This window comes from Agromyces sp. NPDC055658 (assembly GCF_053618155.1).
The window spans coordinates 48,681-69,393 of sequence record NZ_JBSHHD010000006.1 but is presented as its reverse complement, the minus strand read 5'-3'; the positions used below and the strand labels follow the sequence as shown (position 1 = coordinate 69,393).

Annotated in this window: 20 protein-coding genes; 5 read left to right on the top strand and 15 right to left on the bottom strand. The window is 72.3% G+C overall.

All coding sequences use genetic code 11. The features are described from left to right. The first annotated feature begins 8 nt into the window (after positions 1-8). Positions 9-752: a phosphatase PAP2 family protein gene (locus ACWGPE_RS04670; protein WP_376930380.1), complete on the top strand. Its 744-nt coding sequence runs from the start codon at positions 9-11 to the stop codon at positions 750-752. A gap of 116 nt (positions 753-868) precedes the next feature. On the opposite strand, the gene ACWGPE_RS04665 is transcribed toward ACWGPE_RS04670, so the two are convergent. The 5 genes from ACWGPE_RS04665 to ACWGPE_RS04645 form a co-directional block, all read right to left on the bottom strand. Next, positions 869-1,402: a MogA/MoaB family molybdenum cofactor biosynthesis protein gene (locus tag ACWGPE_RS04665; protein ID WP_275506446.1), complete on the bottom strand. Its 534-nt coding sequence runs from the start codon at positions 1,400-1,402 to the stop codon at positions 869-871. Then, positions 1,399-1,881, bottom strand: a complete 483-nt coding sequence (moaC, locus tag ACWGPE_RS04660; RefSeq protein WP_275506447.1) for a cyclic pyranopterin monophosphate synthase MoaC — start codon at positions 1,879-1,881, stop codon at positions 1,399-1,401. Before moaC ends, ACWGPE_RS04665 begins: the two co-directional genes overlap by 4 nt. Further along, entirely contained in the window at positions 1,874-3,232 is a 1,359-nt protein-coding gene (locus ACWGPE_RS04655) for a molybdopterin molybdotransferase MoeA (RefSeq protein ID WP_452048246.1), read from the bottom strand. The genes moaC and ACWGPE_RS04655 overlap by 8 nt, the downstream gene beginning before the upstream one ends. Positions 3,233-3,306: 74 nt before the next feature. Next, positions 3,307-3,984, bottom strand: a complete 678-nt coding sequence (locus ACWGPE_RS04650) for a DNA alkylation repair protein (RefSeq protein ID WP_452048265.1) — start codon at positions 3,982-3,984, stop codon at positions 3,307-3,309. A 28-nt stretch (positions 3,985-4,012) separates the two neighbouring features. After that, the gene (locus tag ACWGPE_RS04645) at positions 4,013-4,261 is read right to left on the bottom strand and encodes a MoaD/ThiS family protein (protein ID WP_231431805.1); all 249 of its coding nucleotides are present in this window, start codon (positions 4,259-4,261) and stop codon (positions 4,013-4,015) included. 110 nt (positions 4,262-4,371) lie between these two features. On the opposite strand from ACWGPE_RS04645, the gene ACWGPE_RS04640 reads away from it, so the two are divergent. Continuing rightward, positions 4,372-5,580: a ThiF family adenylyltransferase gene (locus tag ACWGPE_RS04640; RefSeq protein ID WP_452048245.1), complete on the top strand. Its 1,209-nt coding sequence runs from the start codon at positions 4,372-4,374 to the stop codon at positions 5,578-5,580. Between the two features lie 28 nt (positions 5,581-5,608). Further along, entirely contained in the window at positions 5,609-6,022 is a 414-nt protein-coding gene (locus tag ACWGPE_RS04635; RefSeq protein ID WP_231431803.1) for a molybdenum cofactor biosynthesis protein MoaE, read from the top strand. Between the two features lie 10 nt (positions 6,023-6,032). Here ACWGPE_RS04635 and moaA read toward each other — a convergent pair whose 3' ends face one another. The 5 genes from moaA to ACWGPE_RS04610 form a co-directional block, all read right to left on the bottom strand. Beyond that, positions 6,033-7,133 carry a GTP 3',8-cyclase MoaA gene (gene moaA, locus ACWGPE_RS04630; protein WP_452048244.1) on the bottom strand — a complete coding sequence of 367 codons (1,101 nt, stop codon included), beginning with the start codon at positions 7,131-7,133 and terminating at the stop codon, positions 6,033-6,035. Positions 7,134-7,194: 61 nt separating this feature from the next. Next, positions 7,195-8,352 carry a sulfate/molybdate ABC transporter ATP-binding protein gene (locus tag ACWGPE_RS04625; RefSeq protein ID WP_452048243.1) on the bottom strand — a complete coding sequence of 386 codons (1,158 nt, stop codon included), beginning with the start codon at positions 8,350-8,352 and terminating at the stop codon, positions 7,195-7,197. Continuing rightward, positions 8,349-9,134 carry an ABC transporter permease gene (locus ACWGPE_RS04620; protein ID WP_231431801.1) on the bottom strand — a complete coding sequence of 262 codons (786 nt, stop codon included), beginning with the start codon at positions 9,132-9,134 and terminating at the stop codon, positions 8,349-8,351. Before ACWGPE_RS04620 ends, ACWGPE_RS04625 begins: the two co-directional genes overlap by 4 nt. A gap of 62 nt (positions 9,135-9,196) precedes the next feature. Next, complete coding sequence (modA, locus tag ACWGPE_RS04615; RefSeq protein WP_231431800.1) at positions 9,197-10,024, bottom strand: molybdate ABC transporter substrate-binding protein; 828 nt, start codon at positions 10,022-10,024, stop codon at positions 9,197-9,199. Then, entirely contained in the window at positions 10,021-10,428 is a 408-nt protein-coding gene (locus ACWGPE_RS04610; protein WP_231431799.1) for a TOBE domain-containing protein, read from the bottom strand. The genes modA and ACWGPE_RS04610 overlap by 4 nt, the downstream gene beginning before the upstream one ends. 229 nt (positions 10,429-10,657) lie before the next feature. Here ACWGPE_RS04610 and ACWGPE_RS04605 point away from each other — a divergent pair, with 229 nt between their 5' ends. Both ACWGPE_RS04605 and ACWGPE_RS04600 read left to right on the top strand, forming a co-directional pair. Next, a complete protein-coding gene (locus ACWGPE_RS04605; RefSeq protein ID WP_231431798.1) occupies positions 10,658-12,241 on the top strand; it encodes an NCS2 family permease in 1,584 nt (527 codons plus the stop codon). A gap of 158 nt (positions 12,242-12,399) precedes the next feature. Then, a complete protein-coding gene (locus ACWGPE_RS04600) occupies positions 12,400-13,635 on the top strand; it encodes an MFS transporter (protein WP_452048242.1) in 1,236 nt (411 codons plus the stop codon). 727 nt (positions 13,636-14,362) lie between these two features. Here ACWGPE_RS04600 and ACWGPE_RS04595 read toward each other — a convergent pair. From ACWGPE_RS04595 to ACWGPE_RS04575, 5 genes are all read right to left on the bottom strand, one after another. Beyond that, the gene (locus ACWGPE_RS04595) at positions 14,363-15,130 is read right to left on the bottom strand and encodes an SDR family oxidoreductase (protein WP_452048241.1); all 768 of its coding nucleotides are present in this window, start codon (positions 15,128-15,130) and stop codon (positions 14,363-14,365) included. Continuing rightward, on the bottom strand, positions 15,127-16,113 hold the full coding sequence (gene xdhC / locus ACWGPE_RS04590; protein ID WP_452048240.1) for a xanthine dehydrogenase accessory protein XdhC: 987 nt from the start codon (positions 16,111-16,113) through the stop codon (positions 15,127-15,129). The genes ACWGPE_RS04595 and xdhC overlap by 4 nt, the downstream gene beginning before the upstream one ends. A gap of 16 nt (positions 16,114-16,129) precedes the next feature. After that, positions 16,130-18,547: a xanthine dehydrogenase molybdopterin binding subunit gene (xdhB, locus tag ACWGPE_RS04585; protein ID WP_452048239.1), complete on the bottom strand. Its 2,418-nt coding sequence runs from the start codon at positions 18,545-18,547 to the stop codon at positions 16,130-16,132. Further along, positions 18,544-20,031 (bottom strand): xanthine dehydrogenase small subunit, encoded by a 1,488-nt coding sequence (locus ACWGPE_RS04580; RefSeq protein WP_452048238.1) that lies wholly within the window; start codon positions 20,029-20,031, stop codon positions 18,544-18,546. The genes xdhB and ACWGPE_RS04580 overlap by 4 nt, the downstream gene beginning before the upstream one ends. Before the next feature lie 296 nt (positions 20,032-20,327). After that, positions 20,328-20,507: a hypothetical protein gene (locus tag ACWGPE_RS04575; RefSeq protein WP_452048237.1), complete on the bottom strand. Its 180-nt coding sequence runs from the start codon at positions 20,505-20,507 to the stop codon at positions 20,328-20,330. Positions 20,508-20,713 lie beyond the last annotated feature (206 nt).

Here is a 20,713-nt window from a genome sequence, read left to right as displayed (position 1 = left end):
GTTGGGGGATGCAGGCGGCGAAGACCATCGAGGCGAAGCAACGGGATGCCTCGGTGCGGACGATCCGGCGGCGTGCGCCGCTCATCGGAGGCATCGTCGCGATCGCGACCGCGGCGCTCCTCGGAGTCGTCATCATGGGGCGCAACGGCGGCCTGCCGTTCGGCGTCGACGAGGAGTGGGTCGAGGAGATGCTCTCGCTCCGCGGCCCGGTGGGCGACATCTTCGCGTACTTCATGAACGCGCTCGGCGGCGGCATCGTCGGCGTGTTCATCGTGCCCGTCGGCACGGCGATCGTGCTGCTCCTGCTGCGCCGCCCATGGGGGGCGTTCTACTTCATCGTCGCCTCGGCCGCGAGTGCCGGCGTCGTGCAGGTGCTGAAGAGCGTGTTCAGCAGGGCGCGTCCCGAAGACATGATCGTGGTCTCCGACCACGGTTCATTCCCGTCGGGGCATGTCGCGAACGCGGCGACGATCGCGGTGGCGATCGGGGTCATCGTGCCACGCGTCTGGGTCTGGGTGCTCGGTGTCGCGTACACCGTGCTCATGGCGATCAGCCGCACCTACCTCGGTGCGCACTGGCTGAGCGACACGGTGGGCGGCGCGCTCGTCGGCGCCGGGGTCGCACTCGTGCTGTGGGCGGTGTTCGCCGTGCCGCTCGAGCGAGAGCGCCTCGAGTGGATCTCCCGCGTGTCCGAACGCAACGCCGCGCGCGCCCAGGCGCACGTCACCCCGCCGCGCGCGCCGCGCGCCTGACGCGCCCACTCCGGTGTCGAGTAGCGGGCGACGAAGGATCACCCGTCTCGAGACCCGGTCACCAGGTCTTGATACGCTCCTTCGTCGCTACTCGGCCGCCGGACAGGCGAACGTCGCTATTCGACCGGAGTCGAGTGGTCGCCGCCCGCGAGCTGGTCGAGCACGTGGTCGAGCACCTCGCCGAGCAGCGCGAGCCCGTCGCGCACCCCGCCGCGCGAGCCGGGCAGGTTCACGACGAACGTCGTCCCGGCGACGCCGGCCACCCCGCGCGTGAGCAGTGCGGTCGGGGTCGTCGCGGTGCCACGGCGACGCAGCTCCTCCATGAAGCCCGGCAGTTCGCGATCGAGCACGGCGGCCGTCGCCTCGGGGGTGAGGTCGGCGGGCGCGAGCCCCGTGCCGCCGGTCGTCACGATGACCGACGGCGACGCGTCGAGCGCCCGGCCGAGCGCAACGGCGAACTCGGCGCCGTCGGCGACCACCACGGGGCCCAGCACGTCGAACCCGCGATCGGCGAACCACGACGCGATCACCGGCCCGGTCGTGTCTTCGTAGACGCCCGCCGCGGCACGCGTCGATGCGACGAGCACGGTCGCGGCACGAGGCATCCCCTCGTCGGCCGACGAATCGGCGGTCGCACCGTGCGCGGTCATTCCCGGCTCCAGTCGCCGCTCTTGCCGCCCTCCTTCGCGAGCACCATGATGTCGGTGATCACCGCGCGGTTGTCGACGGCCTTGATCATGTCGTAGAGCGTGAGCGCGGCGACGCTCGCGGCGGTCAGCGCCTCCATCTCGACGCCCGTCACGCCCTTCGTCGTCGCCGTCGCGACCACGCGCACCTGCGAGCCGTCGGCCGTGATGTCGACGTCGAGCTTCGTCAACGGCAGCGGGTGGCAGAGCGGAATGAGCGACGAGGTCTGCTTGGCCGCCATGATGCCGGCGATGCGCGCGGTGCCGATCGCCTCGCCCTTCGGCAGGGTGCCGTCGGCGATCATCGCGACGACCTCGGGGCGGGTGGTGAGCACGGCCTGCGCGCTCGCGGTGCGCTTCGTGATCGCTTTGTCGGTCACGTCGACCATGTGCGCGGATCCGTCGTCGCGCAGGTGCGTGAGGCGGGGCGGGGTGTCAGTCATCGATCCTCCAGACGTCGACGAGGGAGCCGGCGGGAAGCGCATCGACCCCGATCGGCAGGTGCACGAGCACGGTGGCGTTCGCATAGGCGTGCAACAGGTGCGAGCTCGGGGCGCCGACCTCGACGGCACCGCCGCCGTCGATGATGCCGCGACGCACCTGATGGCGGCGCGCGGGCGAGACCACGTCGTGCGCGAGGCGCAGTCGGGCGCGGTTGCGGTCGGGCGTGAGCCCCTCGAGATGGCGCAGCACCGGTCGCAGGAACAGTTCGAACGACACGAGCGCCGACACCGGATTGCCGGGGAACGACACGACCGGCACGCTCACCGCGCCGGTGCTGCCGGATGCCTCGGCCGAGGCATCCTCGTCGGTGTGGTCGTCTCGGGGCGCGGCGGCGCGGCCGGCAGCGTCGCCCGGCCCGAGCGTCGCGGTGCCGAGTCCCTGCGGCCCGCCGGGCTGGATCGCGACCTTCGTGAACTCGACTCCGAGCGGCTCGAGCGCGTCGCGCACGACCTCGAACGCACCGGCGCTCACGCCGCCGGTCGTCACGACGAGGTCGACCGGCTCGCCGTCGGCGGGGTGGATGCCCCGGGCGATCGCCGCTCGCACCGCCTCGGGCTCGTCGGGAGCGACGGCGTCGACGACGTTCGCGCCGCACTCGCGGAGGGCGGCGGCGAGCATCGCCGTGTTCGCATCGTGGATCTGCCCGGGCCGCAGCGCCGACCCCGGCGGGCGCAGCTCGTGCCCGGTCGAGAGCAGCAGCACGCGCACCCGGCGGCGCACCGCGACGTGCGTGAGGCCGGCCGCCGAGATCACGCCGAGCTGCGCCGGACCGAGGCGTGACCCCGCCGGCAGCAGCAGCTCGCCCGCGGCGACATCGCTGCCCGCCGGTCGCACGAACAGGCCGTGCGCCACGGGAGCGGTGAACGCGACGACCGAGCCGGCGGGGGAGTCGTGCCGTCCGCCGCCGAGCCCGATGAACGCCGGCGGGTCGGCGACCTCGATCTGCACGACGGCGTCGGCGCCGCGCGGAATCGGTGCTCCGGTCATGACCGGCGACGCGGTGCCGGGCGCGAGGTCGAAGATCGCGTCGCCGGCCGCGCTCGTCGGCCCGATCGGAAGGCGCACCGGAGCACCGGGGCTCGCTGCGGCGAGGTCGACCGCGCGCACGGCGTAGCCGTCCATCTGCGAATTGTCGAAGCCGGGCAGGTCGGCGGGGGAGACGAGGTCGTCGGCGAGCACGCGGCCGAGCGCGTCGTCGACCGCGACGACCTCGGCGCCGGCGCCGAGTCGCGCGCCCAGCGGATCGAGCAGTTCGTGCACGGCGCGCTGGTGTTCGGCGTAGGTGCGCATGCGGCCTCCTGCTGGTACGTCGTCGCCCAGTGGGCAGTGTAGTCGCGGGGTGGCGCGGGTGCGGTGCCCGCTCGCTACGCCGTCGCGCCTTGCCGGCGGACCATCTCGCCGATCCAGGCGGGTGCGAACGGCGACGTGCAGTTCGGCGGCGTCGGGTAGTCCTTCAGCACCTCGAGCCGCTCGCCGATCGCGATCGCCCGATCGCGCCGGTCGGCGTGGTGGATGCCGATCATCGCGAGGCAGGTGTTCATCTCCCACTGCAGCGGCTCGGCCGCATCGCGCATCTCGAGCTCGATCTGGTCGAGCAGCGCGTCGAGGTCGACGAGTTCGGGCTGCTTCGCGACGACGTCGGCGGTGAGCGCCCAGCCTGCGGCGGCGACATACGGGTCGACGTCGGACAGCCAGGCGAGCCGCAGGGCCTCGCGGTGGGGGCTCTTCTTGACGATGTAGTTGACGAGCCAGTCGCGCACCTTGGGGGCGCGGGCCTCGCGCAGCATCGCGTCGAGCTCGGCCGCGTCGAACGACTTCGGCTTCGCGACGAGGATCGCGACGAGCCGCGCCGCGGTGTAGTCGGTCGCCCAGAGCTCGAGCGCGAGGTCGTGCTGCGTCTTGAGCTCCTTCGCCACGCCGCGCAGCTTCGTGAGGTTGACGCCGTGGTCGTCGCCATGGCGCTCGTTCACGGCGCGCATCTTCGGGTCTTCCAGTTCGGCGAGGCGAGCCAGCACGTCGGCCGCGGTCGCGTCGGCGGTCATCGTGGTCGTCGCAGTCACGTCGCCCCTCTCACCCTCCGGCGAACGGCGGCAGGATGTCGACCGTCGCCCCGACCGGGTGCGCGGGGTCGCGGCGCACGGTGCCGTCGACGAGGAACGAGCCGCTTCGCAGTACCCGCTCCATCGCGACGCCGTAGCGGGCGACGAGCTCGTCGCGGAGGGCGCCCAGGTTCGCGCCGTCGGCGATCTCGAGGCGCTCCTCTTCGACGCCGGCCGCCTCTGCGGCCGCCGCGAAGTACCGCACGGTCACGGGAGGCATGCGTCGATGGTACCCCGGCGCGGGATGCCTCGGGCTCACCGAGGCGCGAAAATGGAAGCAATCATCCATACAACGGAAGGCGGCGCGCGGGCCCTGCGTACAATTGGCGCATGCCATCGACCTCCGCAGCACGCGCGGCGCCGCGCGTCGGAGACGCGTGCCGCCGACCGCTGGTCGAGCCCGCCGCGCCGCTCACCCCCGAGCGCATCGCCCGGTACAGCCGGCAGATCATGCTGCCGGGCTTCGGCGAGCTCGCGCAGCGCCGGCTTGCCGCGGCACGGGTGCTGGTGATCGGCGCCGGCGGCCTGGGCGCGACGGTCGTGCCGCTGCTCGCGGCGACGGGCGTCGGCACGATCGGCATCGCCGACGACGACGACGTCGAGCTCTCGAACCTGCACCGCCAGCTCGGGCACGGCCTCGCCGACGTCGGCCGGCCGAAGGTCGACTCGCTCGCCGACACGGTCGCGGCGACCGACCCCGAGATCCGCGTCGTGCGCCATCGCGAGCGGTTGACGGCGGCGAATCTCCGCGACATCCTCGCCGACTACGACCTCGTCGTCGACGGCAGCGACAACTTCCCGACCCGGTACCTCGCGAACGACGCCGCCCTCCTCGCGGGCGTGCCGCTCGTGTGGGGGTCGATCCTGCGCTTCCACGGCCAGGTGAGCGTCGCCTGGCACCGCGAGGGGCCGACGTACCGCGACCTGTTCCCGGTGCCGCCGCCGCCCGACGAGGTGCTCTCGTGCGAGCTCGGGGGCGTACTGCCGTCGCTCTGCGTGACGGTCGGCGCGCTCATGGCGGGCGAGGTCGTGAAGCTCGTCACCGGCGTCGGCACGCCGCTGCTCGGCAGGGTCACGACGATCGACGCACTCACCGGCCGCACGCGCGAGCTCGCGTACGAGGCGATCGCGGACGCGCCCGAGATCACCTCGCTCGTCGACTACGAGCTGTTCTGCGGGATCGAGCCGGTCGCGCTCCAGGGCGGCGTCGAGCACGAGGCATCCGGCCCGCGCATCTCGGCCGCCGAGCTGCTGCGCCGCCTGCGTGAGGGCGCTCCCATGCGGCTCGTCGACGTGCGCGAGCCGGCCGAGGCCGAGTTGCGCCGCATCGAGGGATCCGAGCTCGTGCCCCTCGGCGACCTGCTGATGGGTTCCGACCCGGCAGAGGGCGACGGCGCGATCGTCGTCTACTGTGAACGGGATGTCCGCTCGCGCCGCGCGGTGCGGGCGCTCGCCGAACGGGGCCACGTCGACGTGACGTACCTCGCAGGCGGCATCGACGGCTTCGCCGCCGTCGCCTCGGAGTTCGTGCGCCGATGACGGTGCCGACGAGTCGGAAGCGAGACGCATGAGCACGACCCTGGCCGCGATCACGGCGGAGCCCATCGACGAGCAGGCGGTGCGTGCTGCCGTCGAGGCCGACGAGAGCGGCGCGATCGTGCTGTTCTGCGGCGTCGTGCGCGACCATGACGGCGGCCGCGGCGTGCGATCGCTCGACTACCGTGCGCACCCCGAGGCCGAGCGGTTCCTCGCCGAGTGCGTCGAGCGGGTCGCCGACGAGACGGGGCTCGCGATCGCCGCGGTGCACCGGGTGGGCGAGCTGAAGATCGGCGATGTCGCGCTCTACGCGGCGACCGCGGCGGCGCACCGGGCCGAGGCGTTCGACGCGTGCGAGCGGCTCGTCGAGGAGATCAAGCGCACTGTGCCGATCTGGAAGCGGCAGCACTTCGCCGACGGCGTCTCGGAGTGGGTCGGGCTGTAGGAGCCTCGTCTCAACCCCCGATGTAGCTCATTTCGACCTTGTGCCGCGACGCCCGCAGCTCGGGCGTGAGCGTCGAGCGGATCTCGCTATAGCGGTCGTCGCGCGCGCCCCAGATGCCGGCCATCGCGCGTGAGAGTCCCTCGTCGTCGATGCCGCCGCGCAGCAGCGCCCGCAGGTCGTGCCCCTCGTCGGCGAACAGGCACGTGAAGAGCTTGCCCTCGGTCGAGATGCGCGCGCGGTTGCATGTGCCGCAGAACGCGTTCGTGACGCTCGAGATGAGTCCGATCTCGCCGCCGCCGTCGGCGTAGCGCCAGCGGGTCGCCGTCTCGCCGGGGGCCGTTGCGCCGAGCGGCTCGAGCGGCATCTCGGCGCCGATGCGCTCGACGATCTCGGCCGACGGCACGACCTCGTCGAGCGACCAGCCGTTCGAGGTGCCGACGTCCATGTACTCGATGAACCGCAGGGTGTACGGAGTTCCCTTGAAATGCCTGGCCATCGGCACGATCTCGTCGTCGTTGAGACCGCGCTTGACGACCATGTTGAGCTTGATCGGGCCGAGCCCCGCCTCATGCGCGGCGTCGATGCCGTCGAGCACGCGCGACACCGGGAACCGCACGTCGTTCATCGCCTGGAAACGGGCGTCGTCGAGCGAGTCGAGCGACACCGTGACGCGGGTGAGCCCCGCCTGCTTGAGCGATGCGGCCTTGACCGCGAGGGCCGAGCCGTTCGTCGTGAGGGCGATCTCGAGGGGCCGTCCGTCGGGCGTGCGCAGTTCGGCGAGCTGCTCGATGAGCGACTCGACGCCGCGGCGCAGCAGGGGTTCGCCGCCTGTGAGACGCAGCTTCTCGACGCCGTTCGCCGCCGCGACCCGGGCGATGCGGGTGATCTCCTCGAAGCTCAGCAGCTCGTCGCGGTCGAGGAACGCGTAGTCGCGCCCGAACACGGCCTTCGGCATGCAGTACACGCAGCGGAAGTTGCAGCGATCGGTGATCGAGATGCGCAGGTCGCGCATCGGCCGGGTGAGGCGGTCGACGACCAGTCCGGTCGCCGGAAGTCGGCGCGCGCGGGTGCGCGTCGTCGCGTCGTCGCGCGTCGGAACGGTCGTCGTCATGGTCACCCCCTCGTGGTGGCCACTACGGTAACACCGCCGCGGGCCGCCTCCGCAAACGGCGTCACCGTTCGGCGCGCAGCGAGACGTCGGCCTCGGCGACCGCGAAGGCGAGGCGCGACCCGGTGCCGAGGTCGAGCGCCACGGCCTGCGACGACGGCACGTCGACCGCGAGCGAGGGGTGCTCGGCGACGTGGATGCGCACGCCCCCGGGGGCGGGTTCGACGAGCGCGACGGTGCCCAGCCATCGGTTCGGCTCGGTCAGGTCGACGGATGCCTCGGGAGCGACGTGCACGGCAGCCGGACTGAACACCGCCGAAGCCGGCGAGCCGGGGCGCAACGCACCGACGCCGCGCAGTTCGAGCCCGTCGGCCACGATTCGGTCGGCCGTGGCGGCCACGCCCGTCACGAGGTTGACCCCGGCGAGCGCCGCGATGAACGGCGTGCGCGGGTGGCCGAGCACCTCGCCGGTCGGTCCCTCGTCGACGATCGCGCCGTCGTGCAGGATGGCGGCGCGCCGGGCGAGCACGATCGCGTCGAGCGGGTCGTGCGTCACGAGCACCGCGGGCACCTCGAGCCGGGCGAGCTCGTCGGCGACCAGCCGCCGCATCGACGCGGCGGCCTCGACATCGAGCGCGGCGAACGGCTCGTCGAGCAGCAGCACGTCGGGCTCGGCGGCGAGGGTGCGCGCGAGGGCGACGCGCTGCTGCTGCCCGCCCGAGAGCTCGGACGGGCGGCGGTCGCCGAGTCCGTCGAGGCCGACGCGCGCGAGCCAGTCGTCGGCCTCGGCGCGAGCGGTGCGGGCGGGAACCCCCCGGGCGCGCGGCCCGAACGCGATGTTCTCGCGGGCGCTCAGGTGCGGGAAGACCAGGGCGTGCTGGCCGAGCAGGCCGACGCAGCGGTCGGCGGGCGGCAGCGCGATGCGCCGCCGGCCGTCTGCGCCGTCGTCGGCGGGGAGGTCGGTGAGCGCGCGTGCCCCGAGGCGGACATGGCCGTGCGACGGCACGACATGGCCGGCGATCGTGCCGAGCAGCGTCGACTTGCCCGAGCCGTTCGGACCGAGCACGGCGAGCACGTCGCCGGGTTCGACGACGAGTCGGGCGCCGAGTGCGAACGAGCCGGCCTCGACGCGGACGTCGACGTCGAGGGCGCCTGCGGGTGTCGCCGCGATCGAATCGCCCGATCGCGGAGCGCCCGTGCGCGGGGGAGTCGGCGCGCTCATCGCGGTGCGTCCGCCCGCCAGCCGCGCATCAGCAGCAGCACCCCGATGGCGACGAGGATCAGCATGAGCGAGAGCGCGATGGCCGTGTCCTCCGCGACGCCCGCGCCGTTGAACGCCGTGTAGATCGCGAGCGGCATCGTGCGCGTCGTGCCGGCCGCGTTGCCCGCGAAGAGCGCGGTCGCGCCGAACTCGCCGAGCGCCCGTGCGAAGCACAGCACGACGCCGGCGACGAGCCCTGGAGCGACGAGGGGCAGCGTGATGCGGCGGAACACCGTGAACGGGCTCGCGCCGAGTCCCGCCGCGACGAGCTCGTAGCGGGTGCCCGCCGTGCGCAGCGACCCCTCGACCGAGATCACGAGGAACGGCAGGGCGACGAAGGTCTGGGCGATGACGACGGCCGTCGTCGTGAACGGGATGCGGAGGCCCAGCACGGCGAGCGCGTCGCCGAAGAGCCCCTGGCGACCGAGCAGCGAGAGCAGCGCGATGCCGCCGACGAGGGGCGGCAGCACGAGCGGCAGCGTGGTGAGCGTGCGCAGCACCGCGGCGACCGCGGGCCCTGAGCGGGCGATGACGAGTGCCAACGGCACGCCGAGCACGACGCACGCGATCGTCGCGATCGACGCCGTCGCGAGTGAGAGGCCGAGGGCCTGGAGGGCCTCGGGCGAGGTGATCGCCGCGGGCACGCCGGGCCAGTCGAGCCGCGCGAACAGCGCCGCGAACGGCAGCACGAGCACGCCCGCGCCGACGGCGGCGGGCGCGTAGAGCCACAGCGGGAAGCCCACCGTGACACGGTGCGCTTCCCGGCGCGCGGGTGGGGTCACGGGGCGGGATGCCGCAGCCGGGGTCACGGCGCCCCGAAGCCGAACGACGCGAGCACCAGCTGCCCCTCGTCGGACGCGACGAACTCGACGAACGCGGCAGCGGCGTCGGGATTCGGGGCGTCGGTGAGTGCCGCGAGCGGGTAGACGTTGGTCGCGGCAGCCGCGTCGTCGATCTCGACGCCCGCGACCGCGTCGCCCGCGGCCTGCACGTCGGTGACGTAGACGAGGCCCGCGTCGGCCTCGCCCGACTTGACCTTCGTGAGCACCGCCGAGACGTTCTGCTCCTCGCTCGCGGGCGTGATCGTGATGCCGGCGGCGTCGACGAGTGTCTGCGCCGCGCTGCCGCACGGCACCTCGGGAGCGCAGAGCACGACGGTGAGCGGGGTGCCGTCGGCGGACGTCGTGGCGCCGTCGGCGAGGTCGTCGAGCCCGTCGATGCCGAGCGGGTTGCCCGGGGCCACCGCGATCTCGAGCACGTTGGTCGCGAAGTCGACGGGGTCGCCGGCGAGCTGTGCGCCGGTGACCTTCGTCATGTTCTTCTCGTCGGCCGAGGCGAACACGTCGGCGTGCGCGCCCTCGATGAGCTGCGTCGCGAGCACCGAGGAGCCGTCGTACGTGATCGGCGCCACGTCGACCGACGGATGGGCCGCCTCGAACTGCGCGGCGAGCTCGTCGAAGGCCCCGCTGAGTGACGCGGCGGCGAAGATGGTCAGGTCGCCCTCCGGCTCAGCCGGCGAGGATGTCGCGGCCGCCGTCGCATCGTCGGCGGTGTCGGCCGAGGTGCACGCGGTGAGGGCGAGCGCGGCGAGGCCGATCACGGCGGGCACGGCGAAGCGGCGGAGGCGGGTCACGGCGAGGCATCCTTCTCGGTCTCGATGATGACCGTGGTCGCCTTGACCACGGCGACGCCGCGTGAGCCGACCTCGAGGCGCAGCTCGCGCGCGGCCTCGGCCGACATGAGCGAGACCACCCGGTGCGGGCCGCACTGCAGCTCGACCTGGGCCATGAGGCCGTCGATCTGCACGTCGGTCACGAGGCCGACGAACCGGTTGCGCGCGCTGCGGCGCACATGGCTGCGGTCGGCCACGGTCGCGGCGACCGCCTTCGCGCGTTCGGCGAGCTCGGCGCCGGGCACCACCTGAAGGCCGGCCTCGTCCTTCGCGGAGGTCAGCAGGCCGTCGTGCACCCATCGGCGCACCGTGTCGTCGCTCACACCGAGGAGCTCGGCGGCTTCGCTGATCCGATACTGCGTCATGATGAGGAGAATATCGCCGCATCTGCGGGAACGCAATCCATATGTCCACAATGTGGAAACGGGATTCCGAAAAGGTCTGGACGCACGCCTGCCCGGCTGCTAGCTTCGAACCCGGCCGCCGCAGGAACCCTGCTGAACGAGCGGCCGCCCATGAGTCGGATCAACGGAGATCCACCCGGTACCCCGGGGAGTCCACCGCGCCGGCGATGAACAGCAAGGAAGCCCTCTCATGGATTCGACCACCCGCGCCGGCGACGACGCCGCCGTGACGCAGTCCGACGGCACCGCCGGGACCGCAGATTCCCAAACCCCCGACCCGACCGAACCGCCGCTCGACACCTTCGCGGTCGCGAGCATCCCGAACCCGCTGCCCACCGGTGCGACGACCACCGTCGACGCCGCACCCAAGAACGCCTTCGACCGGTTCTTCGAGATCACGGCGCGCGGCTCGACGCTCGCCCGCGAGTTCCGCGGCGGCATCGTGACCTTCGTCACGATGGCGTACATCGTGATCCTCAACCCGCTCATCCTCGGCAACGTGCCCGACGTCGACGGCAACGTGCTGAACCCCGCGATGGTCGGCGCAGCCACCGGCCTCACCGCGGGCGTCATGACGATCCTGTTCGGCGTCTTCGCCCGACTCCCGTTCGCGATCGCGGCCGGACTCGGCATCAACTCGTTCCTCGCGGTCTCGGTCGTCGGACAGGTCACCTGGCCCGAGGCGATGGGCCTCGTCGTGATCAACGGCATCATCATCGTGCTGCTCGGGGCCACCGGCGCCCGCACCGCGATCTTCAAGGCCGTACCGCAGGCGCTCAAGGCGGCGATCACGGTCGGCATCGGCCTCTTCATCGCGTTCATCGGCTTCGTCGACTCGGGCTTCGTCAACCGCACCCCGGGCGGCCCGCCCGTGCAGCTCGGCGACGCCGGCTCGATCACCTCGGTGCCGACGCTCATCTTCCTGCTCGGCCTCATCACGATCGGCATCCTGGTCGCGCGGCGCGTGCCCGGAGGCATCCTCATCGGTATCGTCGCGACGACGATCGTCGCGATCATCGCGCAGGCCATCCTGAACCTCGGCCCGTCGTACGAGGATCCGAACGGCTGGCACATGACGATCCCCGAGCTTCCGACGTCGTGGGTCACGGTTCCCGACTTCGGCCTCGTCGGGCAGTTCGACCTCTTCGGCGCCTTCGGCCGCATCGGGGCGCTGAGCGCGACGATGCTCATCTTCACCCTCGTGTTCTCGAACTTCTTCGACGCGATGGGCACGATGACCGGCCTCGCGAAGAACGCCGGCCTCGCCTACAAGGACGGCACCTTCCCCCGCCTGCGCTCGGCGTTCGTCGTAGAGGGCCTCGGTGCGGTCGCGGGAGGAGCGACGTCGACGTCGTCGAACACCGTCTACGTCGACAGCGCCTCGGGCATCGGGGAGGGCGCCCGATCGGGTGTCGCGTCGCTCGTCGTCGGCGTGCTCTTCCTGCTCTCGATGTTCCTCACCCCGCTCACCCTCGTGGTGCCGATCGAGGTCGGTTCGGCCGCCCTCGTCGTCGTGGGCGCGATGATGATGGGGCAGATCAAGGAGATCAAGTTCTCGAACTTCGCGGTCGCGCTGCCGGCGTTCCTCACGATCGTGACGATGCCGCTCACCTACTCGATCGCGAACGGCATCGGCGTCGGCTTCATCGCCTGGACCCTCGTCAACGCCCTCTCGGGTCGCGCCAACAAGGTGCACTGGCTCATGTGGGTGGTCTCGGCGGGCTTCGCGCTCTACTTCGTGCGCGGCCCCATCGAGGCGATGCTGGCAGGCTAGACGCAGCCGGCACCGCGTCGACGGCCTGAACCGTGCGCACCTCGTGTGCGACGGGTCAGGCCGTCGCGGTGCGTCGGGGCGCGGCGCGGGCGATCGCGCCCGGCGGGCGATCGGCTGAGGCAACCCCGCGATCGTCGACAAGAGGAAGAGGAACGCACGTGAGGGGATCGGTCTGGCGCGCACCCGGCATGCCGGCGCTGCTGACGATGGTCGCCGCGGGGTTCTCGGGCTATGCCGTGCTGCTCCCCGTCGCTCCGCAGTGGGCGGTCACGGGCGGGGCGGACGCCGCCGGCGCCGGACTCGTCACCGGCGTGTTCATGCTCTCGACCGTGCTGTTCCAGACCTTCGTGCCCGGCGCACTGCGCCGCCTCGGCTGGGGACCGGTGCTCGTCGCCGGGCTCGTGCTGCTCGGCGCGCCGTCGCTCGCTCACCTCGCGTCGAACGAGCTCGGGCCGGTGCTCGCGATCGCCGCGGTGCGCGGGGCCGGCTTCGCCGTGCTCACCGTCGCCGGATCGGGCGCGGTCGCCGATCTCGTCGAGCCCGCCCGGCGCGGCCGCGCGATCGGGGCGTTCGGGCTCGCCATCGCAGGCCCCCAGCTCGTGCTGCTGCCGCTCGCCCCCTGGGTCGCCGAGACCTTCGGATACCAGTGGGTGTTCGTCGCCGGCGCGCTGCCGCTCGCCGGCATCGTACCCGCCGTGCGACTCGCGCGACGCCTGCACGTCAGGCACGCCGAGCAGGCGGCCGAGGCCGAGGCGGCGGGGCACGTGCACGCCGCACCCGGTCGGTGGGCGGCGCTGCGCGCGCTCGCGGCGCCCGTCGGCGTGCTGCTCGGGGTGACGCTCGCGGGTGGCGCGCTCATCACGTTCACCCCGCAGCTCACCGGCGACGCCGTCACGGTCACCATCGGGCTCGCCCTGCTCACGGCGATGGCGGCGCTCACCCGCTGGCTCGTCGGCGGACTGGCCGACCGCTTCGGCACGCACCGGCTGCTCTGGCCGTTCGTCGTGGTGACGACGGTCGGACTCGGCCTCGTCGCGTGGGCCGCGATCGGTGCGGGTGCCGGGACGGCGGGCACGGGCGACGCAGCGGCATCGGGTGCGGATGCCTCGACCGTGCCGCTCCTCGTCGGGCTCGCCTTCGTCGGCGTGAGCTACGGCGCGCTGCAGAACCTCACGATGGGCGAGGCGTTCGCCGTCGTGCCGCCGAATCAGTCGGTGTTCGCGAGTGCCGTGTGGAACATCGGCTTCGACGCCGGCAGCGGCATCGGCGCGATCATCGTCGGCCTCATCGCGACCGGCAGCTCGTTCAGCGTCGCGTTCCTGGTGGCGGCCGCGATCTCGCTCGCGACGCTGCCGCTCGCGCTCCGCCGCCGCCCGGAGGTGCCAGCAGCTTGATGCGCCCGGGGTAGCCGCAAGGTCGCCCTGGGTAGCTGCAAGGTCGCCAGCCGCCGCCCGCAAGGTCTCCCGCCCGCCGCCCGCAAGGTCGCCAGCCGCCGCCCGCAAGGTCGCCAGCCGTCGCCCGCAAGGTCACCCGCCGTCAACGGAAGAGTCCGCCGTGCCGTGCCGTGTCGTGCCGCTGGGTCGCTGGGCTGCTGGGTTGCTGGGTCGCTGGGTTGCTGGGTCGCTGGGTTGCTGGGTCGCTGGGCTGCTGGGTCGCTGGGCTGCTGGGTCGCTGGGCTGCTGCGCCGCCATGCAGCGCCGCCGTCCGGCTCCGCTCCGCGCCGCGGCCGTCGTGATGTCGCTCACGCGCTGTGACGAGGACGTCGACCGCACCAATCGAGGGTGCAGTCGACGCGCGGGTCTGGGCATCGAGTGCAACTCTGATGCGTTCTGGATGGCACCGTCGGGCATACGCGCTCGGGAGGGACGTGCACAAGTCCACATGTGCACACGTTGGTTGTCGACAAGTCGACATGTGCACACGTCGGTTGTCGACAAGTCGACATGTTCAGACGTTGGATGTCGACAAGTCGACAAGTGCACACGTCGGTTGTCGACAAGTTCACTTGTCGACAGGCTGTGTGGGTGGAGAGCCGGGACGGGGAGCGGTCGCGATGCCGAGGGCGGGGAGCGGTCGCGATGCCGGAGGCAGGAGGAGCGGTCGCCGGCGTCGACGGGGTGCTCAGCCGCGGCCGATGAACGGCATGCCCGCGGCGGTCGCCGTCAGCTGCGGCACGCTCACCTCTGAGGGCAGCGAGGCGAGCTGCACGATGAGGCCGGCGACGACCGCGACGTCCATGGTCGGTTCGACGACGCGGCGCCCGTCGGCCTGCAGCGCACCCTCGCCGACGAACCCGTCGAGCAGTTCGGTGCGAGCGTTGCCGACGTCGAGCTGCGTGCAGCTGATGCCGTACGGCCGGCCGTCGAGTTCGATCGACTTCGTGAGTCCGGCGATCGCATGCTTCGTGGTCGTGTAGGCGACCGACCTCGGACGCGGCGACTGCGCCGAGATCGACCCGTTGTCGATGATGCGTCCGCCGCTCGGGTGCTGCGCCGCCATCTGCCGGAACGCCGCCCCGGCGCACAGCACCGCACCCGTCAGGTTCACGGCGACGACGGCCGCCCAGTCGTCGGGCCGCAGCTCGCCGATGTCGGCGACGGGGCCGGGCACGCCCGCGTTGTTCACGAGCACGTCGAGCCGCCCGAAACGCTCGACATGGGCGGCGACGAGTGCGTCGACCTCGGCTGCGTCGGTGACGTCGCACGGCACGACGAGCGCATCTGCATGCCTCGTGCCGTCGTCGCCCGTCGCGGCGGCCTCCTCGAGCGGAGCGCTGCGCCGCCCCGCGAGCGTGACGCAGAAGCCTGCGGCGAGCAGGGCCCGGGCGGTCGCCCGCCCGATGCCCGTGCCGGCTCCCGTGACGATGACCGATCGCGTCGGCGCGGTCATGCCGCGGATCCCGCGCCCGGAACCCGAGGGTCGTCGGCCGCGACGGCGACATCGGCCTCGGCCGCGTCGGCGACATCGGCCTCCGCCTTGTCGGCATCGGCGACCCGGGCCGCGTCGGCGCCTGCGGCCGCGTCGGCCCCCGCGTCGGTATCGTCGACCTCGGCCGGCTGCGCCTCCTCGATGAGCTGCAGGATGCGGGCCGCCACGCTCACCGCGATCGTCGCGGGCGCCTTGCCCGCCACCTCGGGGATGCCGATCGGCGTCGTCACCCGCGCGAGCGCCGCGTCGTCGTGGCCGAGCTCGGTGAGCTTCGCCTGGAACCTCACCCACTTCGACTTCGATCCGATGAGTCCGATCGATCCCAGACCCTCGCGGCGCAGTGCGCTGTCGGTGATCGCGAGGTCCTCGAGGTGGTCGTGGGTCATGATCAGCACATGGGCGCCGGGCGGCAGCCCGACGAGGCCCGCCTCGGGCACGGGCTCGTGGTGCACCCGGACGTCGGCGACGGCGTCGGCGAGCACACCCGAGACGCCGGGCATGCCGAGGCGCTCGGGCGCGAGCATCTCGGCCCGCGAGTCGACGAGGTGCAGTTCGAGCTCCTGCCGCGCGAGGATGCGCGCGAGCTCGAGGCCCACGTGCCCCATGCCGAACACGGCGACCGACGGCACGACCCGCACGGGTTCGAGCATGAGGGTGACCTCTCCTCCGCAGCACTGCACGCCGTACTCGGTCGTGGCCTTGTCGCTGAGCTTCAGGGTGAGCAGCTCGGGTTCGGCCGAGCCGGTCGCGAGCAGGTCGCGCGCTCGGTCGATCGCCGTCTGCTCGAGATTGCCGCCGCCGACGGTGCCGAACACCGTGTCGGGTGCGACGACCATCTTCGCGCCGCCGTTGCGCGGCGCGTGGCCGCGCACGATGGCGAGCGTGACGATCACCGCGGGCGTCCTCACGTCGCGGAGGCGTCGGAGCGCGTCGAGCCAGTCCATCGTGCGCGACCTCCGTTCAAGAGTCCGCGCCCGCGAACGCGGGCTCGGGGCCCGCGTCGGCGCCGACGCCCGTGCGGCTCGGCTCCGAGGCATCCAACTCGGCGGATGCCTCGGCCCGCGCCGCCTCGACCGCCCAGTAGACCGCCTCGGGGGTCGCGGGGGAGCCGAGCACGACGCCGCGGCCGGCCGGACCGAACGCCCCGACCGCCGTGCGGATCGCCTCGCGGGCGCTGAACGCGAGCATGAGCGGCGGCTCGCCGACAGCCTTCGAACCGTAGACCGCGCCGTCTTCGCGGGCGTTCTCGAACAGGCGAACATTGAACTCCTCGGGCATCTCCGAGAAGCTCGGCAGCTTGTAGGTCGAGGCCGACTGGGTGAGCAGGCGCCCGCGGCCGGGGCCGTCGGTCTCGTCCCAGCGGAGCTCCTCGAGCGTGAGCCATCCGACACCCTGCACGTACGCGCCCTCGACCTGGCCGATGTCGAGCATCGGCGAGAGCGAGTCGCCCACGTCGTGGATGATGTCGACGCGGCGCACCCGGTAGGCACCCGTGAAGCCGTCGACCTCGACCTCGGTCGCCGCGGCACCGTAGGAGAAGTACTTGAAGGGCGAGCCCTGCATGAGATCGGGATTCCAGTGCAGCCCCGCGGTGCGGTAGTAGCCCGCCGCCCAGAGCTGTACGCGCTGCAGGTACGCCGCCTCGGCGACCTCGGCGAAGCTCAGCCGCAGGTCGCGGTTGCCGAGGCCCGTGACGTAGCCGCCCTCGAAGCGCACGTCGCGCTCGTCGACGTCGAGCAGGCGACCGGCGACCTTCGCCATGCGCTCGCGAATCTGCTCGCACGCGTTCTTCACGGCGCCGCCGTTGAGGTCGGAGCCCGAGCTGGCCGCGGTGGCCGAGGTGTTCGGCACCTTGTCGGTGCGGGTCGGTGCGAGTCGCACCTGGTGCAGCTCGAGGCCGAGCGCGGTCGCGGCCACCTGCAGCATCTTCGTGTGCAGGCCCTGGCCCATCTCGGTGCCGCCGTGGTTGATGAGCACCGAGCCGTCCTTGTAGACGTGCACGAGCGCGCCGGCCTGGTTGAACGCGGCGAAGTTGAACGAGATGCCGAACTTGATGGGCGTGATCGCGAGTCCGCGCTTCACGTCGTCGTGCTCGGCGTTGAACGCCGCGACCTCGGCGCTGCGCGCGTCGAAGTCGCACTCGCCCTTCAGCTGCGACCAGATGAGCGGCATCCGCTCGGCGTCCTTCACCAGCTGGCCGTACGGGGTCGACTGGCCCTGGACGTAGAAGTTCTGCTCGCGCAGCACGGTCGGGTCGATGCCGAGCTCAGGGGCGATGCGGCCGAGGACGTCCTCGATGAGGAAGACGCCCTGCGGGCCGCCGAAGCCGCGGAACGCCGTGTTCGACGTCTTGTTCGTCTTCGCGATGCGCCCGTGCGCGTGCACGTTCGGAATCCAGTAGGCGTTGTCGAGGTGGCAGAGCGCGCGGCCGAGCACCGGCTCGGAGAGGTCGAGGCTCCAGCCGCCGTCGGCGGTGAGCGTCGCGTCGAGCCCCTGCAGGTACCCGTCGGCGCTCACGCCGACCTTCCACGTGATGTGGAAGGGGTGGCGCTTGCCCGTCATCGTGAGGTCCTGCGTGCGGTTGAGCCGCAGGCGCACGGGACGGCCGGTGAGCTTCGCGCCCAGTGCGGCGATCGCGGCGAGTCCGTGCGGCTGCATCTCCTTGCCGCCGAAGCCGCCGCCCATGCGGAGCTGCTGCACGGTCACCTCGTTCGAGGGGATGCCGAGCACGTGCGCGACGATCTCCTGCGTCTCGGACGGGTGCTGCGTCGAGCACTGGATGAAGTACTGCCCCTCGCTGTCGCGCACGGCGAACGAGGCCTGCGTCTCGAGGTAGAAGTGCTCCTGGCCGCCGAACTCGGTGACGCCCTCGAAGACGCGGTCGGCCTCCGCGATGGCGGTCGCGGCGTCGCCGCGCTCGACGGTGCGGGCGATGCCCTGGAACGAGCGGGCGTCGATCGCCTCGCGCACCGTGATGATCGACGGCAGCGGTTCGTACTCGACCTTCACGGCCTCGGCGCCGAGGCGGGCCGACTCGGGAGAGTCGCCGAGCACCCAGACGAGGGCGTGCCCGTAGAACATGGCCTCGCTCGGGAAGAGCGGCTCGTCGTGCTTGATGCCGGCGTCGTTGAGACCGGGCACGTCGTCGGCGGTGAGCACGCGCACGACGCCCGGCACGTCGTAGGCGGGGGCGACGTCGATCGTCACGCGGGCGTGCGCGTTCGTCGACTGCACGGGCCACGCGGTGAGCACCCCCGTCGAGAGGCCGGCGACGTCGTCGGTGTACATGGCGGCGCCGGTCACGTGCAGCGCGGCGCTCTCGTGCGCGGCACGACGGCCGACGACGGGGTTGGCGGGACGGTCGGCGAGGGCGCTCATGCCGACACCTCCTTGTCGTCGTGGATCGTGGTCGAGTAGAGCTTCAGCAGCGCACTGCCGAGCATGAGCGAGCGGTAGTCGCTCGAGGCGCGGTGGTCGCTCATCGGCGTGCCCTCGCCCTGCAGCACCGTCGAGGCCGCCTTGACGGTCGCGATGTTCCAGGCCTTGCCGATCAGTGCGGCCTCGGTGTCGTACGCGCGAAGCGGGGTCGCGGCGACGCCGCCGAGTCCGATGCGGGCGTTCGTGACGACGCCGCCCTCGAGGTCGAGTGCGAAGCCGAGCGCGACGCTCGAGATGTCGTCGAAGCGGCGCTTCGCGATCTTGTGGAACGCCGTGACGCGCGCGAGCGGGAGCGGGATGCGCACCGCGCGGATGAGCTCGTCGGGCCGGCGGATCGTCTGCCGGTAGCCCGTGAAGTAGTCGGCGAGCTCGACCTCGCGCTCGCCGTCGGCCGAGGCGAGCACCAGCCGGGCGCCGAGCGCGAGGAGCGCCGGCGGGGTGTCGCCGATGGGGGAGCCGGTGCCGAGGTTGCCGCCGAACGTGCCGCGGTTGCGGATCAGTCGCGACGCGAACTGCGGGAAGAGCTGGGCGAGCAGCGGCACCCGGCCGTCGAGCCGGCGTTCGACCTCGGTGAGCGGCAGTGCCGCCCCGATCTCGATCACGTCGTCGCCGACGCTGAGCGTGCGCAGCTCGTCGAGCTGTTCGACCGCGACCACGAGCGGGGCGCGGCGGCCGCGCAGGTTGACCTCGACGCCGAGGTCGGTCGACCCGGCCACGAGCAGTGCCGACGGTTCGTCGCGGATCAGTCGCAGGGTCTCGTCGAGCGTCGCCGGCCGGACGAACCGCCCGCCGCCCGCCGTGAAGTCGGTCGGCACCGCTGCGGGAGCGGGGCGGTCGCGGCGAGCGGCGAGCTCGTCGCCCGGCTCGGGCATGCCGAGCTCGTAGGCGGCGTCGCGGATCGGGCGATACCCGGTGCAGCGGCAGAGGTTGCCGCTGAGGGCGTGCAGGTCGAAGCCGTTCGGCCCGTGCTCGGCGTCATGCACGAGGCATCCCTCGTCGTGCTCGTCGACCACGTCGTGCGCGTGGGCCGGCGCCGGAACGCGGTCGGCGCGGTAGTACTCGCCCGCCATGCTGCAGGCGAAGCCCGGGGTGCAGTAGCCGCACTGCGAGCCGCCCGCCTCGGCGAGCTTCTCCTGCACCGGGTGCAGCGACTCGGGGGAGCCGAGCCCCTCGGCCGTCACCACCTCCTGGCCGTTGAGCGCGGCGACGGGCACGAGGCACGCGTTGACCGCGGTCCACTCGGTGCCGCCGTCGGTGCCGGGCGTCGCGACGAGCATCGCGCACGCGCCGCACTCGCCTTCGGCGCAGCCCTCCTTGCTGCCCGTGAGCCCGGTGTCGCGCAGCCAGTCGAGCGCGGTGGTGTGGGCGGTGGCACCTTCGAGCGGGCGTCGAAGCCCGTTGACGGTGATGGCGATCTCGTCCATGGGATCTCCTCGGGTGAGGCGTCGTCGATGACGCCTGCGGCACCGGGGCCCCGGTGGCCCCACCTCGCACCGCGCCTGCTTCAGCAGTACATACCGATAGTACTGCGTCGGTGGCAGGTAGTTCTTGCGATTCGGAATCCCGATTTCGCAGAACGGATATTCAGTCGTGTGCTCGCGTGCTCGTGTGCTCGTGTGCTCGTGTGCTCGTGTGCTCGTGTGCTCGTGTGCTCGTGTGCTCGTGTGCTCGTGCTCGCGTGCTCGCGTGCGTGCGTGCGCGCGTGCGCGCGTCGCTCGCGTCAGGCGGCCCGGCGACTCAGCTCGGGCGCGCGGTGGAACCAGCGGGCGAAGAAGCCCCGTCGGTCGGCGCGCGCCGGAATGTAGATGTCGGGATCGACCTCGATCGAGGCGTAGCTCACGGCGAGCGGTCGGTTGACGCGCGCGGCGTCCTCGTGGTCGTGGCGGTCGTGCATCGTCACCCTCCTCTCCTCGAGCAGCTTCCGAATGACGGAAGCATAATTCTGAATCACGGAAAGAGTATGACGATGTGGGATGCCGCGTCAAGAGGTCTCCACCGAGCGTTGCCCGTACCACCCAGGGTTGGCGAAGCCTCGGCCACAATAGGTCGGAAACGCGACACACCGCCCAACGCGGCAGCGGGTGCGGGGGCGGGTGGGGGTGCGGG

Coding starts and splice junctions, on each gene's coding strand:
- ACWGPE_RS04670 (WP_376930380.1), top strand. CDS start 9: ATGCAGGCGGCGAAGACCATCGAGGCGAAGCAACGGGATGCCTCGGTG.
- ACWGPE_RS04605 (WP_231431798.1), top strand. CDS start 10,658: ATGGATTCGACCACCCGCGCCGGCGACGACGCCGCCGTGACGCAGTCC.
- moaC (WP_275506447.1), bottom strand. CDS start 1,881: ATGACTGACACCCCGCCCCGCCTCACGCACCTGCGCGACGACGGATCC.
- ACWGPE_RS04665 (WP_275506446.1), bottom strand. CDS start 1,402: ATGACCGCGCACGGTGCGACCGCCGATTCGTCGGCCGACGAGGGGATG.
- ACWGPE_RS04635 (WP_231431803.1), top strand. CDS start 5,609: ATGAGCACGACCCTGGCCGCGATCACGGCGGAGCCCATCGACGAGCAG.
- ACWGPE_RS04640 (WP_452048245.1), top strand. CDS start 4,372: ATGCCATCGACCTCCGCAGCACGCGCGGCGCCGCGCGTCGGAGACGCG.
- ACWGPE_RS04625 (WP_452048243.1), bottom strand. CDS start 8,352: ATGAGCGCGCCGACTCCCCCGCGCACGGGCGCTCCGCGATCGGGCGAT.
- xdhC (WP_452048240.1), bottom strand. CDS start 16,113: ATGGACTGGCTCGACGCGCTCCGACGCCTCCGCGACGTGAGGACGCCC.
- ACWGPE_RS04580 (WP_452048238.1), bottom strand. CDS start 20,031: ATGGACGAGATCGCCATCACCGTCAACGGGCTTCGACGCCCGCTCGAA.
- ACWGPE_RS04655 (WP_452048246.1), bottom strand. CDS start 3,232: ATGCGCACCTACGCCGAACACCAGCGCGCCGTGCACGAACTGCTCGAT.
- ACWGPE_RS04610 (WP_231431799.1), bottom strand. CDS start 10,428: ATGACGCAGTATCGGATCAGCGAAGCCGCCGAGCTCCTCGGTGTGAGC.
- ACWGPE_RS04645 (WP_231431805.1), bottom strand. CDS start 4,261: ATGCCTCCCGTGACCGTGCGGTACTTCGCGGCGGCCGCAGAGGCGGCC.
- xdhB (WP_452048239.1), bottom strand. CDS start 18,547: ATGAGCGCCCTCGCCGACCGTCCCGCCAACCCCGTCGTCGGCCGTCGT.
- moaA (WP_452048244.1), bottom strand. CDS start 7,133: ATGACGACGACCGTTCCGACGCGCGACGACGCGACGACGCGCACCCGC.
- ACWGPE_RS04595 (WP_452048241.1), bottom strand. CDS start 15,130: ATGACCGCGCCGACGCGATCGGTCATCGTCACGGGAGCCGGCACGGGC.
- ACWGPE_RS04650 (WP_452048265.1), bottom strand. CDS start 3,984: ATGACCGCCGACGCGACCGCGGCCGACGTGCTGGCTCGCCTCGCCGAA.